We start from the raw sequence: 14,934 nt of genomic DNA on the forward strand, positions 1-14,934 counted from the left end.
GATACCAGCCGGAGAAGTGAGCGCAGAGGAGCGGGGAGCGAGGTGAGCCAGGGCCGGAATTCGGCGTTCGCTCGCTCCTCACCTCTGCTCGCTCACGCCTGCCCCAGCGCCAGCAGCATCCCGCGCGCCTTGGCCCGGGTCTCGTCAAGCTCGGCCTGCGGGTCCGAATCGACCACGATGCCGGCGCCGGTGCGGAAGCGCAGCGTGGTGCCGTGCGGGTCCTGGTCCAGCTGCGCGCTGCGGATCAGGATGTTGAGGTCCATGTCGCCATCGCGCCCCAGCCAGCCGAACGCGCCGGTATAGGCCCCGCGCGGGGTCTGCTCCAGCTCGGCGATGATCTGCATGCAGCGCACCTTGGGGCACCCGGTGATGGTGCCGCCGGGAAAGGTCGCGGCGATCACCTGCCCCGGCGTGACCCCGGCGCGCAGCCGGCCGCGCACGTTGCTGACGATGTGATGCACGTGGGCATAGCTTTCCACCGTCATCAGCTCGTCGACCTCGACCGTGCCGGGCCTGCACACCCGGCCCAGGTCGTTGCGCTCCAGGTCGATCAGCATCACGTGCTCGGCGCGCTCCTTGGGATGGCCGACCAGCTCGCGGATGCGCGCGGCATCGTCGTCGCCGGCGAAGCGCGGCCGGGTGCCGGCGATCGGGCGCGTTTCCACCACACCCTCGCGCACCGACACCAGCCGCTCGGGCGAGGCGCTGACCACGGCGTGTCCGTCGTACTGGAACAGCCCGGCGAACGGCGCCGGATTGCTGGCCCGCAGCCGCGTGTACAGCGCGGCCGGCTCCAGCCGCGGCGCGAACCGCCCCTGCCAGCCGCGCGAGAGATTCACCTGGAACACGTCGCCGGCGGCGAGGTAATCCAGGATGCGGCGCACGCCCTCGGTGAAGCGCTCGGGCGCGTCCTCGTGCAGCGTCTCGGGCGCATACCAGACAGGCGCCGGCAGCGTCACCGCCCGCGCCAGATCCGCGGCGATCAGCTCCAGCAGCGCCTCACGCCCTGGCTCGGCCACGGCCACGCAGCGGCCGCTCGCGCGATCGCGCAGCACCGCGGCGGGGCACCGCAGCGCCAAGGCCACCGGACCGGCGCCCTCGCCCTGCGGCAAGGCCAGCACCGGCTCGACCTGGGCGGCCAGCTCGTAATCCAGCCTCAGCGCCCAGCCGCCGTGGAACGGCCAGGGCGAGGCCGCACGCGCCGCGCGCAGCGGCTGCCACGCGGCATCGAGGAGTTCGAGGAAATCGCCATCCAGCGGCGCGCCGTCCAGCGTGCGGGTCACGCCATCGCCTTCCAGGCGCAGGCCTTCGCCCGTGCTCGCCAGCAGCAGGTCCCAGCGCCCATGCACCGTGCCGGACGCGACCGACTCCATCAGCAGCGGATAGCGCGCCGGCGCGCTGCGCTGCAGGGCCAGCAGGTCGGTATCGCCGGGCAGGTCGTGGATCAGCATGGAAGCATCGTCATCCCGCAATGCACATCGGGAGCGGCCTTGAGGCCGCTCCCGATGCGGATGTTGCACGGCGCGGCACGCTCAGAGGCGCTTGAACACCAGCGTGCCGTTGGTCCCGCCGAAGCCGAAGCCGTTGGACATGGCCACGTCGATCTTCTTCTCGCGCGCCACATTGGGCACGTAGTCCAGATCGCAGCCCTCGCCCGGGTTGTCCAGGTTGATGGTCGGCGGGATCACGCCCTCGTGCAGCGCCATCACCGAGAAGATGGCCTCCACGCCGCCGGCGGCGCCGAGCAGGTGACCGGTCATCGACTTGGTCGAGCTGACCATCATCTTGTAGGCGTGATCGCCCATGGCGCGCTTCATCGCCAGGGTCTCGGCCAGGTCGCCCAGCGGCGTGGAGGTGCCGTGCGCGTTGAGGTAGGCCACGTCTTCCGGGTTCACCCCGGCGTCCTTCATCGCCATGGTCATGCAGCGCGCCGGGCCGTCGCCGTTCTCGCTGGGCGCGGTCATGTGCCAGGCGTCCTGGCTGGCGCCGAAGCCGGCCAGCTCGCAGTAGATGCGCGCGCCGCGGGCCTTGGCGTGTTCGTATTCCTCGATCACCAGGATGCCGGCGCCGTCGCCCATGACGAAGCCGTCGCGCTCGGCGTCCCACGGCCGCGAGGCGCGGGTGGGATCGTCGTTGCGGGTGGACATGGCCTTCATCGAGCAGAAGCCGGCCATCGAGGTCGGCGAGGAGCCGCGCTCGGCGCCGCCGCAGACCATCACGTCGGCATCGCCGTACTGGATGGTGCGCATGGCCATGCCGATGGAGTGGTTGGCCGTCGCGCATGCCGACACGGCCGAGAAGCCGGGCCCTTTGAGGCCCTTCATGATGCTCAGATGGCCCGGCAGCATGTTGATGATCGTGCTGGGGATGTAGAACGGCGAGACCTTGCGCGCGCCGCCCTCCAGGTATTTTTCGGTCTGCTGCTCGATGCCCAGGATGCCGCCGATGCCCGAACCGACCATGGCGCCGATGCGCTCGGCGTTGGCCTCGGTGACTTCCAGTCCCGAGTCCTCGAGCGCCATCAGCGAGGCCGCCATGCCGTAATGGATGAAGGCATCCATCTTCTTGGCTTCCTTGGGATGGATGAACTGGCTGATGTCCAGATCCCGCACCTCGCCGCAGATGCGGGTGGCGAAGGTCGAGGCATCGAACGAGGTCAGCGGGCCGATGCCCGAGCGACCATTCTTGATGCCGTCCCAGCTGGTGACCAGGTCGTTGCCCAGCGGCGAGACCATGCCCATGCCGGTAACGACGACGCGACGTCGGCTCATAACGTTCTACTCCGCAATGCTGCAGGCCGGTCCAGAACCGGCGTTGACAGGGATGTCGGCGCACCTGCGACCAGATGCGCGCGGGGCCGCAAGCGCGGCCCCGGCGTGATGCATGGCGTCAGCGCCGATCAGGCCTTGACGTGGGCCTTGACGTAGTCGATGGCCTGCTGGACGGAGGTGATCTTCTCGGCCTCTTCGTCCGGAATTTCGCACTCGAACTCTTCTTCCAGCGCCATGACCAGCTCGACGGTGTCCAGCGAGTCGGCGCCCAGATCGTCCACGAACGATGCGTTGGTGGTGACTTCTTCTTCTTTGACGCCAAGCTGTTCGACAACGATCTTCTTGACGCGTTCTTCAATGCTGCTCATGGATTCGCTCCAGACGGAGGTGGGTAGTAAACACGGGATAGTGTAGTGGAAACAGGACGTTACGCGCGCGTGCGCGTATCGCCCCGTGAATCAGCCACTTAGGGCGGATTTTTGCCTTACGGCATGTACATGCCGCCGTTGACGTGCAGGGTCTCGCCGGTGATGTACTTGGCGCCCGGCCCGACCAGGAAGGCCACGGCGTTGGCGATGTCGGCCGGCTCGCCCAGCTGGCCCAGCGCGATCTGGCCCAGCAGGGCCGCGCGCGCGTCCTCGGGCAGGGCCTTGGTCATGTCGGTATCGATGAATCCGGGCGCCACCACGTTGACGGTGACCCCGCGCGAACCGATCTCCTTGGCCAGCGACTTGGAGAAGGCGATGATGCCGGCCTTGGCCGCGGCGTAGTTGGTCTGGCCCGGGTTGCCGGTCACGCCGACCACCGAGGCGATGTTGATGATGCGGCCGCGGCGCGCCTTCATCATGCCGCGCATCACGGCCTTGGAGGTGCGGAACACGCTGGACAGGTTGGTATCCAGGATGGCGTTCCAGTCCTCGTCCTTCATCCGCATCAGCAGGTTGTCGCGGGTGATGCCGGCGTTGTTGACCAGGATCGAGACGGGGCCGAACTCCTTGGCGGTGGCATCGATCAGCGCCTCGACCGCCTCGGCGTCGGTGACGTCCAGGGTACGGCCATGGCCGCCCAGGGTCTCCATGCGCTGGGCGATGGCCTGCGCGCCGGCGTCGGTGGTCGCCGTGCCGATGACGGTGGCGCCCTGCGCGGCCAGCGTGTCGGCGATGGCCGCGCCGATGCCGCGGCTTGCGCCGGTCACCAGGGCGATCTCGCCGGCCAGGGGGAGTGCTGCGTTCATGCGGTCTTCCAGGTCTCGAGCGCCGAGGCGAAGTCGGCCGGGGTGGACAGCGCGCGGCCGTCGAGGGACTTGTCGATGCGCTTGACCAGGCCGGTCAGCACCTTGCCCGGCCCGCATTCGGCGATGCGCGTGGCACCGCCGGCGGCCAGCGCCTGCACGCAATCGGTCCAGCGCACGGGCAGATACAGCTGGCGCACCAGCGCCTCGGCGATCGACTCGATCGAATCGTGCACCTGGGCATCGACGTTCTGCACCACCGGCAGCGCCGGCAGGTGCCAGGACAGGCCCTTGATGGTCTCGGCCAAGCGGTTGGCGGCCTCGCGCATCAGCGGGGTGTGCGAGGGCACGCTGACGGCCAGCTTGACCGTCTTGCGGATGCCGCGCGCGTTGAGTTCGGCGATGGCCGCATCGACCGCCTCGGCGTCGCCGCCGATCACGATCTGGCCAGGCGAGTTGTAATTGGCCGGCACCACGACCTTGCTGCCGGAGACCTGCGTGCAGACCTCGGCCACCAGCGCGTCCTCGGCGCCGAGCACGGCGGCCATCGCGCCGACGCCGGCCGGCGCGGCCTCCTGCATCAGCTGACCGCGGATGCGCACCAGGTGCGCGCCATCCCGCAGCGACAGCGCACCGGCGGCGACCAGCGCGGTGTACTCGCCCAGGCTGTGGCCGGCCAGCCGGGCCGGCGTCGGGCCGCCTTCCTTGCGCCACAGGCGCCACACCGCGATGCCCGCGGCCAGCAGCGCCGGCTGGGTGTATTCGGTGCGATTGAGGAGTTCTTCCGGGCCGCCCTGCGAGAGCGCCCACAGGTCCGTGCCGGCGCCGTCGGAGGCCTCGTTGAAGGTGTCGCGCACCTGCGGGTGCAGCTCGGCCAGTTCGGCCAGCATGCCGATCGACTGCGATCCCTGGCCGGGAAACACGAAGGCAAGTGAGGTGTCAGTCACGCGCAAAAACGCCCTGCTGGGAAAAACGAGCGGCGATGATAAGCGTGAAAGGCGCGCGCCGTCTGTACTGGGGCGTATGCCAGCGGTCGGCCTCGCGATGACGCGCGGCTCATCCCAGCAGCAGACGCAGCACGTCGAGGTCGCCGTCGCTGAACCAGTCGATCGCCAGCGTGCCGATGATCAGCACGCTGAAGGTGCTGGCCGCATGCAGCACCAGTAGCGCATGCGCCAGCCGGCGCGACTTGCGCCCCGAGGCGATTGCACACCGCCGCCAGCCGCTGCAGGCGGCCGGTGACCTGATGGGTCTGCTGCTGCACGTCGCTGGCATCGCGCGCCATCGCCTCGTGCATCAGCGCCTGCAGCGCCTCGGGCCGGTGCTCGTAGTAGCGCGCCACCCCATAGCCGAACATCAGCCAGTCGCGCGCCTGCGCCTGGGCCAGGTTCATCACCTCCAGCGGATCTTCCTCGAAGTCGATGAAGCCGATGCGCTGGCCGTCGTAGGTCATGTTGCGCGGCAAGGGCTGACCGAGATACGCGCCCTGCGCATGCGCCTTGGCCATGGCCTCCAGGGCCAGGCGCACCAGCTGATCGCACTGCGCATCGTCGCGCGCATTGCGCAGCCAGCTGGCCAGCGACTTGCCGTTGTCGCTGAGCACCAGCGAGGCGCGGCCACGGCCGATCACTTCGGGCACGTGCACGCGTTGCGCGGCCAGCTCGCCCAGGCGGCGGGCCTCGGTATCCAGCGCGCCGGCACCGACGTGGTGCGGCGGCGGGCGCAGGGGATCGATGCCGAGCTTGTCGGCGACGAATTTCAATGCGCCCAGCGACAGCAGGCGGCTGCCTCCGTCGCGGTAGTGCTTGAGCCAGGCTTGCCGGCCGTCGATGAGGATGGGTTCGACCATGGGAGTTCTCGCGCCTCGGGCCTGGACCCGACATGTCGGAAACATGTTAAACCCGAAGCGTTAACGCAATTACAACTTGCGGTCGGACGCAAGCCACGTTGCATTCAGCACAGGCAGGCCCAAGCCGCCCTGGATCGCACGCACCATGCGCCAGGGCCGGCTTGCGCCGGCCCTGGATCGCTCAAGAAATCGGGTGGCTGGCGGACGGACAACCTGGCGCCGGCCGCGCAAGCACGGCTCAGAAGCGCAGCAGCACCGAGCCCCAGGTGAAGCCGCCGCCGAAGGCTTCCAGCAGCACCAGCTGGTCGCGCTGGATGCGGCCATCGCGCACGGCCTCGTCCAGCGCGATCGGCACCGAGGCCGAGGACGTGTTGCCGGTGCGGTCGACGGTGACCACCACCTGCTCCATCGACATGTCCAGACGCTTGGCGGTGGCTTCGATGATGCGCAGGTTGGCCTGGTGCGGCACCAGCCAGTCCAGGTCGGTCTTGTCGAGCTGATTGGCCGACAGGGCCTCGTCCACGACCGCGTCCAGCGCCTTGACGGCGTACTTGAACACGTCGTTGCCCTTCATCAGGATGCGCGAGCCGTTGTTGGGCTCTTCCGGCTTGAAACCGGAGGACACGCCGACCGGATTCCACAGCAGCTCCTTCTTGCTGCCGTCGGCATGCAGGTGGGTGCTGAGGATGCCGGTGGTCGCATCGGCCTTGAGCACCACCGCGCCGGCACCATCGCCGAACAGGACGCAGGTGGTGCGATCGCTCCAGTCGGTGATGCGGGTCAGGGTCTCGGCGCCGACCACCAGCACCGTGCGGGCATCGCCGGTGCGGATGAACTTGTCGGCCACCGACAGGGCGAAGATGAAGCCCGAGCAGGCCGCGTTGACGTCCAGCGCCATGCAGCCTTCGGCGCCCAGCTTGGCCTGGATCAGGCAGGCGGTGGAGGGAAACACCAGATCCGGCGTGGTGGTGCCCACCACGATCATGTCCAGCTCGGACGGCGCCACGCCGGCGGCTTCCAGCGCGCGCAGGGCGGCCAGGTGCCCCAGCGAGGCGCTGGTCTCGCCTTCGCCGGCGATGCGTCGCTCACGGATGCCGGTGCGGGTGCGGATCCACTCGTCGCTGGTGTCCACGATCTTGGACAGATCGTCGTTGGTCACCACCTTGTCCGGCAGGCAGCTGCCTGTGCCTGCGATACGCGAGTAGATACGACCGTTCGTCACCGGCTGGCTCATCGTGATTCCCGTTGCGCGACCCGCAAGACGGGCCTGAATGATGCGGCGATCGGGCGCGCGCTTAGGCGACGCGCGCCGTCAGGCTCATTCTTCGTCGACGACAGCCGACTTAGTCGCGATGACCTTCTTGCCGCGGTAGTAGCCGTCAGCCGTCACGTGGTGACGGATGTGGGTCTCGCCCGTGGTCGGGTCGGTGGCCAGCTGCTTGGCGGTGAGGGCGTCGTGGGCGCGGCGCTGGCCGCGACGGGACGGGGTGACGCGGGATTTCTGAACTGCCATGGTCGTGCTCCAAACGTGTCTGCGATTCAACCGCCTGCGGGGCGGTCAGTTCTTCTTGAGCGAGGCCAGGCCCGCGAACGGGTTGGCCTTCGCCAGTTCTTCCTGCTGCGGGGCAGCGTCAAGCTCCACCGCGGGCAATTCCGGATCCATCGGCACGGCGGGAACCGCCAGCACCAGTTCGTCCTCCACCAGGTCCAGCGTGCGCAGGATGCCGTCCTCGGGCACCAGCAGCGCTTCCATCTCCGGCGGCAACGCCGCTTCCTCGGCCTCGTCCCGGATCAGACCGAGCCGCTGCACCATCGACACCGGGAACAGGAACCGCTGCAGGCTGCGCTGGCATTCCAGCGGCAACGCGGCATCGATCGTCAGCTCCACATAGGGCACCTGCAGCGCATCGCGATCGAACTGCATCGTGAAGCCCACCTCGCCCTGTGCATCGGTCAGCAGCCCGTCCAGCCGGCGGAAGGCCGCCAGCGGCACCCTGCCTTCGAGACTGCGCCGCCCGGCCACCATGCGCCAGATATCCAGGGTTTCGGGCACGTGCGCGGACATAAGCCGCAAAATGTTAAAGAGCCGGCCTGGTCATGTCAAATGCGCCGGACCGGCGCCCGGCCTGGAGCGCCGATCGCCGCGGCCCTGCCCCGCTCCACCTCCCCCGGCCTTGGCAGATGGCCGCCGAGCGGCCTGACCGTTCGGCCGGCGCCGCTGGCCTCAAGGCTTCCGCACGCGGATCGGCTGCTCGGACCAGTCCTCCACGCTGCCGTCGCGCCCGTGCAGGCGCAGCCCCAGCCAGTGCTGGCCCGGCGCAAGACCGCTGGCATCCACCCGCACGCGGAACCCCACGTCCGGATGCTGCGGGTCGTTGGAGATCTTCCAGTAGGTGGCCACGCCCGGCGCGGGCAGTCCGTAGCGGGCGCGGGCCACGACCCGGCCATCGATCAGCACCTCGACCGCATCCAGCCCGACCCCGTCCTTGAACGCCCACCCCGCCACGTCGAACACGCCCGACACGTCCGCGCCGCCCACCGGCGTATCGATCCATGCCATCGCCGGGGTCACGCACGGCTGCGCGCGGGCGGCCTCCAGCGCCGCCGCATCGCGGCGCGGCAGGCGGAACAGCAGGAAGCGCTGACGGCCGTGGTCGACATTGATCACCCGCGGCGGCGGCAACGGCCCGACCTGCGAGCACAGGAAGTGGTACTGCACCAGCAGATCCTTGTAGGACACCTCGCTGGCGCCGACCACCAGCAGTTGCGCGGTCGGGCTGGCGCCGTCGCTGTGCAGGCCCCACAGGCGCAGCTGCGGTGCGCGGCCGTGCTTGATGTTGAGCGGATGGTCGAGCACCGGGATCGCATCGTCGCCCAGCGCGAAGCCCAGCTCGGCGCCGACCTTGAAGTTGTCGGCGAGCATGCCGGTCGGCTCCGGCGCGCGCGCCAGTTCCTCGCGCACCGCGTCGGCCAGCACGTTCCAGCCTGCGAAGTTGTAGGGATAAAACTTCTGCCCGGCCAGGTCCGCGCGCCAGCGCGGTACCGAGGCGATCAGGTAATAGCCCAGCACGCTGGCCAGGCCCAGCCCGCACAGCGTCCAGGTCGCGCGCCGCAGCCACGGCGACCAGGTGCGCAGCAGCACCGGCACGGCCAGCAGCGGGGGAGATAGCCCGGCAGCGGCCAGTGGAAGCTGACGCGCTCGACATCGGCGAAGAAGCCCAGCACGAAGAAGCCGATCGTCGACACCGCGCCCAGCAGGCCGAAGTAGCGCCGCTGCGGCGGCAGCGCATCGCCCTTGCGCAGCGCGCGGGTCAGCACCGTGATCAGGGCGAAGAACAGCAGCGGCGTCACCAGCGCCGCCTGCACCAGCAGGAACCACAGCCCAGTCCACTGGAAGGTCCACGGATGGCGCTCGACAAGCTGGAAGCGCAGACCCGCGTCGGCGTTCTCGATGTTCCAGGCGATCAGCGGCGCCCAGGCCGCCACGCCCAGCGCCAGCGCCACCCACACGCGCACATCGCGCAGCACGCGCCGGCCTTCGGGAATCAGCAGCAGCGCGATCAGCCCGGTGCCGATCACGCCGACGAAGCGATAGTGGCTGAGCGCGCCGATGGCCAGGCCGAGCGCGAGCTCGGCCGCGCCGGCCGCATCGATCTGGCGCAGCAGGCGCGCGCCGGCATCCAGGCACAGGACCGTGGCGAAGGCCATCGGCACATCGGGAATGGCCAGGATGCCCAGGCTGCCCGACAGCGGCATCAGCAGCAGCAGGCTGCCCGCGCGCCAGCCGGCCACCGCGCTGAACCAGCGCGTGCCGATGCCGACCAGCAGCCACGGCAGCAGCGCCGACAGCAGCAGGAACGGCAGCCGGATCGCCAGCACATGCTGTCCACCGATCAGCGTGCCCAGACGCGTCATCCACGCGGTCAGTCCAGGCAGGTCCGAATACGCCGCGGCCAGGTGGCGTCCTTCCTGCCAGTAGAACGCCTCGTCGACGAACAGCGGCAGGCGCGCGGCGATCATGACCTTGATGACAGTCAGGACGATCCACAGCGCCAGGAACGTGCGCTGTGCGCGCGCTTCTTCATTCATATAGCCGCTACACTCGGAAAAAAGGACAACGTGGAGCCATGATGCAGCTCAGGTCTTCAGCACGCCCCATGCTACCCGAGGCCTTGTCGACGGCTCTGCAGCAGGCCCAGGCGCAGGTCAATGGACTGGTGCTTGGCAAGCCGCGCCAGGTGCGCCTGGCCTTCGTCGCGCTGCTGGCCGATGGCCATCTGCTGATCGAGGACCTGCCCGGCCTGGGCAAGACCACGCTGGCCCATGCGCTGGCGGCCACGCTGGGACTGAACTTCCAACGCGTGCAGTTCACCTCCGATCTGTTGCCCGGCGATGTCCTGGGCGTGTCGATCTACGATGCGCAGGCGCGCCGCTTCCAGTTCCATCCCGGCCCAGTCTTCACCCATGTGCTGCTGGCCGACGAGATCAATCGCGCGCCGCCGCGTACGCAGAGTGCGCTGCTCGAGGCGATGGCCGAACACCAGGTCACGCTGGACGGCACCACGCACCGTCTGGAAGAGCCGTTCTTCGTCATCGCCACGCAGAACCCTGTCGATCTGTCGGGCACCTATCCGCTGCCGGATTCGCAGCTGGACCGTTTCCTGCTGCGCATGGCGCTGGGCTATCCCGAGCCCAAGGACGAACGCGCGCTGCTGGCCGGCAGCGACCGGCGCGAACTGATCGCCCGGGCGCGTCCGCTGCTGGGCGTGGAGCAGGTGCTCGAACTGCGCGCCGCCGTCGCCCAGGTGCATGCCAGCGATGCGCTGCTGGACTACGTCCAGGCGCTGGTGAACCGCAGCCGCCGCCAGCCCGGCGTGCGCGTGGGCCTCTCGCCCCGCGCCGGCCTGGCGCTGCTGCGCGGCGCGCGCGCGCATGCGCTGCTGCTGGGCCGCGACCACGTGATCCCTGAGGATGTGCAGGCCTTGTTCGCCGCCGTGGCCGCGCATCGTCTGGTGCCCGACGCCGAAGGCGTCTCGGCCACCGAGCTGGCCCAGGCCATCGCCCAAGCCGTCGCGGTGGACTGAGGCGTGGCGTTGCTCGCGCGCCTGCGCAGCAAGGCGGCACTGATGGCCAGGCCGCAGGCGCCCGAATCGCTGCCGGTCAGCCTCGACCGACGTCGCGTCTATGTACTGCCGACCGGCTTCGGCCTGTTCGCCGGCGGCCTGGTCGGCGTCATGCTGCTGGGCGCGCTGAACTACAACAACAACCCGGCCTTGCTGCTGGCATTGCTGCTGGCAGCGACGCTGATGGCCAGCCTGATGGCCGCGCACCTGCAGCTTTCGGGTCTGCGCGTCGACGCGATCGGCGCCGAGCCGGTGCATGCCGGCCAGCCGCTGCAGCTGCAGCTGGCCGTGTCCGCGCGCGATGCGCGCCCGCGCATCGGCCTGCGCCTGCGCGCCGGCCAGGACGAGGCGCTGGTGCCGGCGCTGCACGAGGGCCACCAGGTCATCGCCACGCTCGACTATCCGACCGCCACGCGCGGCTGGCTCACGCTGCCGCGGCTGCGCCTGTCCACCACCCAGCCGCTGGGCGTGGCGCGCGCGTGGTCGTGGGTGTGGCCCGAGACGGCGCTGCTGGTCTATCCGGCCGTGGAAGTCGACGGCCCGCCCCTGCCCGAGCCCGGCGGCGCGTCGCGCCAGACGCGCGTGGACGCGGCCGGCGAGGAGCTGCACCACCTGCGCGCCTATCGTCCCGGCGATGCGCAGCACACCATCGCCTGGAAGCCCTCGGCGCGCCGCGACACCTTGCTGGTGCGCGAGTACGAACGCCCGGTCGGCCGCGAGGTCGTGCTGGACTGGTCCGCGCTGGCCGCCCTGCCGCAGGAGGCGCGCATCGCGCGGCTGACGCACTGGATCGAGCTGGCCGAACGCCAGGCGCGGCGCACGCGCCTGGTGCTGCCGGGCCAGCCGCCGATCGGGCCGGCCAGCGGGCCGACCCATCGCCACCAGTGCCTGCGCGCCCTGGCGCTGCTGCCCAGGAGCAGGACGTGATCGGCCGGCGCGTGCACGCCGATTCGCCCGCGCTGGACGCGCGCAGCCGGCTGTGGACGCTGGCCTCGGCCGGCTTCGGCCTGCTGCCGCTGCTGCTGCAGCTGCCGGGCGGCACGGCGTTGGCGATCGGGGCGATCGGCGTGCTCAGCGCGGGCGCCTCGTGGAAGCGGCGCATCCCGCTGCCGCTGCGCGTGCTGCTGGCGCTGGCGGCGCTGGCCGCGGTGCTGTGGTCGGCCGGGCCGCGCGTCGGCCGCGATACCGGCTGCGCGCTGCTGGCGGCGATGCTGGCGATCAAGCCGACCGAGACCACCACGCTGCGCGACGGCCGCAGCCTGGTGGGCTTTGCGCTGTTCGCGCCGTTCGCCGCGTTCCTGCTCGATCAGGGCCCGCTGACGATGGCGCTGGGGCTGGTCTCGGTGCTGTGCGCACTGGTGGCCATGCTGCGCCTGGCCGCGCTGGAGTCCGGCCTGCTCGACGCCAGCGGCGCCAGCGCGGCGCGCATCAGCCCCTGGCAGCTCGGCCGGCTGGTGCTGATGGGGCTGCCACTGGTCCTGCTGACGTTCTGGCTGTTCCCGCGCCTGGGCAGCCCGCTGTGGGGCCTGCCCGACCGCGCGGTCGGCCGGCCAGGGCTGTCCGACGACATGCGGCCGGGCGAGTGGATCGACCTGCTGGCCGACGACACGCCGGCCGCGCGCGTGACCTTCTTCGGCGCCACGCCACCACCTTCGCAGATGTACTGGCGCGGGCCGGTGCTGGACGACTTCGACGGCCGCGTGTGGCGCCGCGGCTGGAGCGGTGGGCGCGCGCCGGCCGAGGTGTCGCGCCAGGGCCCGCGCTACGACTACCAGCTCGACTACGAACCCACCGACCGCAGCCAGCTCGTCGCGCTGGACCTACCCTTCGCGGCACCCGAGGGCGCGCGGCTGTCGGCCGACTACGAACTGAGCGCGCAGCGCCCGCTGGCCTCGCTGACGCGCTGGCGCATGCAGGGCCAGGCGCCGGCGCGCTTCGATGCCCAGCTGCCGCCGCAGGCGCTGCAGCGCGATCTGCGCCTGCCGCCGGGGCTCAATCCCCGCACGGTCGCGCTGGGCCGGCAGTGGCGCGCCGAAGCCGGCGCCAACGGCGATGCGGCCATCGTCCAGCGCGCGCTGACCTGGATCCGCAAGGACTTCGGCTACACGCTGGACATCCCGCTGCCGGGACGCGACATGGCCGACGAGTTCCTGTTCCAGACCAGGCAGGGCTTCTGCGAGCAGTTCAGTTCGTCCTTCGTGATCCTGATGCGTGCGGCCGGCATTCCCGCGCGGGTGGTGACCGGTTACGTGGGCGGGGTGCGCAATCCGTTCGGCGGCGGCTACTGGATCCTGCGCCGCCAGGACGCCCACGCCTGGGCCGAGGTGTGGCTGCCGCAGCGCGGCTGGGTGCGGGTGGACCCCACCGCCGCGGTGGCGCCCGAGCGCATCTACGACACGCTGGACGACCGTGCCCAGGCCGCTGGCGACGGGGGCGAGGGTCTGTTCGGCCTGAGCCGCTACGCGCAGGTCAGCGACTGGCTGCGGCGCGGCTGGAACGATCTGGTGCTGGGCTTCGATGTCGAGCGCCAGCGCCGGCTGCTGCAGCCCTTCGGCATCGAGCGCCTGGACGAAGGGCGCCTGGGCCTGCTGTTCGCGCTGGCCGGCGGCGGCGCGCTGCTGGGCATGGCCTGGCTGCTGGCGCGCGGCGAACGCGAGCGCGATCCGCTGCTGCGGCAGTGGCATGCGCTGGGGCGGCGCTATCGCCGGTTCGATCTGGCGCCCGGCGCGGACGAGCCGGCGCAGCGCTGGGCGCAGCGTGTGGCGGGCGTGCGACGCGACGCCACTGCAGCGCACAAAAACGAGGAACTCATCTCACTCAGCCAGCGTTTCGCACAGGCACGCTACGCTGCCGGTCACGCGGACGTCCGGGCGCTGATACGCGATCTTCGCCGGCACCGTCCGTGATCCATTCCGAGGCCCGTATGAAGCGCATGTCTTTTCTCCGTCCGCTGGCCGTGACTGGCCTTGCGATCGCCCTAGGCGCCTGCGCGACCGCGCCCAAGCCGCTGCAGGGTCAGTTCCCCGGCGTGACGCCGCGCGATGCGGTGGTCGGCGTGCAGACCGGCGCGCAGGTGCGCTGGGGTGGCCGCATCGTCGAGACCAAGCCGGGTGCCAACAGCACGTGCTTTGAGATGATCTCCGCGCCGCTCAGCGCCACGGGCCGTCCGCAGAGCGATACGCCGGATGCGACCGATGGGCGCTTCATCGCCTGCCGCGCGGGCTTCTACGATCCGGCAATCTTCTCCAAGGGCCGTGAGGTGACCTTCGTCGGTCGTGTGTCCGGCACCGAGACCACGCGCATCGGCGAGTACGACTACCGCCTGCCCAAGGTCGACGCCGACGTGGTCTATCTGTGGCCGAAGGTGCGCGAGGTGCAGGTGCGCCCGTATCCGTACTACGACCCGTTCTGGGGTCCTGGCCCGGGCTGGGGCTGGGGTCCGCGCTGGGGCTGGTGGTAAGTCGCCTCAGTTTCCGCGTAGTAGAGAAAGGCCGGCGATTGCCGGCCTTTTCTTTGAAGTGCTTCTGCCTATCAATCGATCGCTGGCGTGGGCGTCTGCTTCCTTTCCCGCTGGTCGCGCCCTCGCCCGCCGAACCGCTGCCACGCGCGTCATGCCCAAGCACTTCGCGTCGAAAGCAAGGCTTTGGGAGAAGAAGGTTGATCCATCTGCTGCCAGGGCCTCGATCCGAGCGGCTCTGCGGAACGAGCAAGTCGCCGCCCTCTTGTAGAGCGGAGCTTGCTCCGCTGCATTCCGGCCGGATCATCGGGAAAGCCTGAGCGGAGCAAGCTCCGCTCTACAGGTGGGAACCGACCTTGTATCTGTTTGGCCAATGGCGGCGATGGCGCTTTCCCGATAGCGCCTCATCGCCCGCCCAAGAGCCAGCGAGGGATGACTGACGAGCCGATGCGCCATGCCTGGCCGGGTCGAGGCGGGTTGGCGAAGCGAGTCCCCCGCTGGCG

General features: G+C 70.2%; 13 protein-coding genes and 1 pseudogene. 4 read left to right on the forward strand and 10 right to left on the reverse strand.

Annotated elements, in window-relative coordinates:
• Positions 1-92: 92 nt before the first annotated feature.
• The 10 genes and pseudogenes from ACFJIT_RS10420 to ACFJIT_RS10465 form a co-directional block, all read right to left on the reverse strand.
• Positions 93-1,451, reverse strand: coding sequence for an aminodeoxychorismate synthase component I (locus ACFJIT_RS10420; protein WP_379653578.1), 1,359 nt, complete (start codon positions 1,449-1,451; stop codon positions 93-95).
• Positions 1,452-1,532: 81 nt separating this feature from the next.
• Positions 1,533-2,771 (reverse strand): beta-ketoacyl-ACP synthase II, encoded by a 1,239-nt coding sequence (gene fabF / locus ACFJIT_RS10425; RefSeq protein WP_286577101.1) that lies wholly within the window; start codon positions 2,769-2,771, stop codon positions 1,533-1,535.
• Positions 2,772-2,899: 128 nt separating this feature from the next.
• A complete protein-coding gene (acpP, locus tag ACFJIT_RS10430) occupies positions 2,900-3,139 on the reverse strand; it encodes an acyl carrier protein (protein ID WP_130520084.1) in 240 nt (79 codons plus the stop codon).
• Positions 3,140-3,255: 116 nt separating this feature from the next.
• Positions 3,256-4,005 (reverse strand): 3-oxoacyl-ACP reductase FabG, encoded by a 750-nt coding sequence (gene fabG, locus ACFJIT_RS10435; RefSeq protein ID WP_379653579.1) that lies wholly within the window; start codon positions 4,003-4,005, stop codon positions 3,256-3,258.
• A complete protein-coding gene (fabD, locus tag ACFJIT_RS10440) occupies positions 4,002-4,949 on the reverse strand; it encodes an ACP S-malonyltransferase (protein WP_130520080.1) in 948 nt (315 codons plus the stop codon). Before fabD ends, fabG begins: the two co-directional genes overlap by 4 nt.
• Positions 4,946-5,851: a serine/threonine protein phosphatase gene (locus ACFJIT_RS10445; RefSeq protein ID WP_379653580.1), complete on the reverse strand. Its 906-nt coding sequence runs from the start codon at positions 5,849-5,851 to the stop codon at positions 4,946-4,948. Before ACFJIT_RS10445 ends, fabD begins: the two co-directional genes overlap by 4 nt.
• A gap of 238 nt (positions 5,852-6,089) precedes the next feature.
• Positions 6,090-7,085: a beta-ketoacyl-ACP synthase III gene (locus ACFJIT_RS10450; RefSeq protein ID WP_379653581.1), complete on the reverse strand. Its 996-nt coding sequence runs from the start codon at positions 7,083-7,085 to the stop codon at positions 6,090-6,092.
• Positions 7,086-7,169: 84 nt separating this feature from the next.
• Positions 7,170-7,364 (reverse strand): 50S ribosomal protein L32, encoded by a 195-nt coding sequence (gene rpmF, locus ACFJIT_RS10455; RefSeq protein WP_130520075.1) that lies wholly within the window; start codon positions 7,362-7,364, stop codon positions 7,170-7,172.
• 45 nt (positions 7,365-7,409) lie between these two features.
• Positions 7,410-7,916 carry a DUF177 domain-containing protein gene (locus tag ACFJIT_RS10460; RefSeq protein ID WP_130520073.1) on the reverse strand — a complete coding sequence of 169 codons (507 nt, stop codon included), beginning with the start codon at positions 7,914-7,916 and terminating at the stop codon, positions 7,410-7,412.
• 159 nt (positions 7,917-8,075) lie between these two features.
• Positions 8,076-9,940 (reverse strand): annotated as a pseudogene (locus tag ACFJIT_RS10465) (ArnT family glycosyltransferase).
• Between the two features lie 41 nt (positions 9,941-9,981).
• On the opposite strand from ACFJIT_RS10465, the gene ACFJIT_RS10470 reads away from it, so the two are divergent.
• The 4 genes from ACFJIT_RS10470 to ACFJIT_RS10485 are packed head-to-tail and all read left to right on the forward strand — an operon-like array spanning position 9,982 to position 14,434.
• Positions 9,982-10,935, forward strand: coding sequence for an AAA family ATPase (locus tag ACFJIT_RS10470; RefSeq protein WP_379653582.1), 954 nt, complete (start codon positions 9,982-9,984; stop codon positions 10,933-10,935).
• 9 nt (positions 10,936-10,944) lie between these two features.
• The gene (locus ACFJIT_RS10475) at positions 10,945-11,901 is read left to right on the forward strand and encodes a DUF58 domain-containing protein (RefSeq protein ID WP_379655758.1); all 957 of its coding nucleotides are present in this window, start codon (positions 10,945-10,947) and stop codon (positions 11,899-11,901) included.
• 11 nt (positions 11,902-11,912) lie between these two features.
• Positions 11,913-13,880, forward strand: a complete 1,968-nt coding sequence (locus ACFJIT_RS10480; protein WP_379655759.1) for a transglutaminaseTgpA domain-containing protein — start codon at positions 11,913-11,915, stop codon at positions 13,878-13,880.
• Between the two features lie 26 nt (positions 13,881-13,906).
• Positions 13,907-14,434 carry a Slp family lipoprotein gene (locus ACFJIT_RS10485; RefSeq protein ID WP_130520067.1) on the forward strand — a complete coding sequence of 176 codons (528 nt, stop codon included), beginning with the start codon at positions 13,907-13,909 and terminating at the stop codon, positions 14,432-14,434.
• Positions 14,435-14,934 lie beyond the last annotated feature (500 nt).

The organism is Pseudoxanthomonas sp. UC19_8 (assembly GCF_042700505.1).
In the GTDB taxonomy this organism is placed as follows: domain Bacteria; phylum Pseudomonadota; class Gammaproteobacteria; order Xanthomonadales; family Xanthomonadaceae; genus Pseudoxanthomonas_A; species Pseudoxanthomonas_A winnipegensis.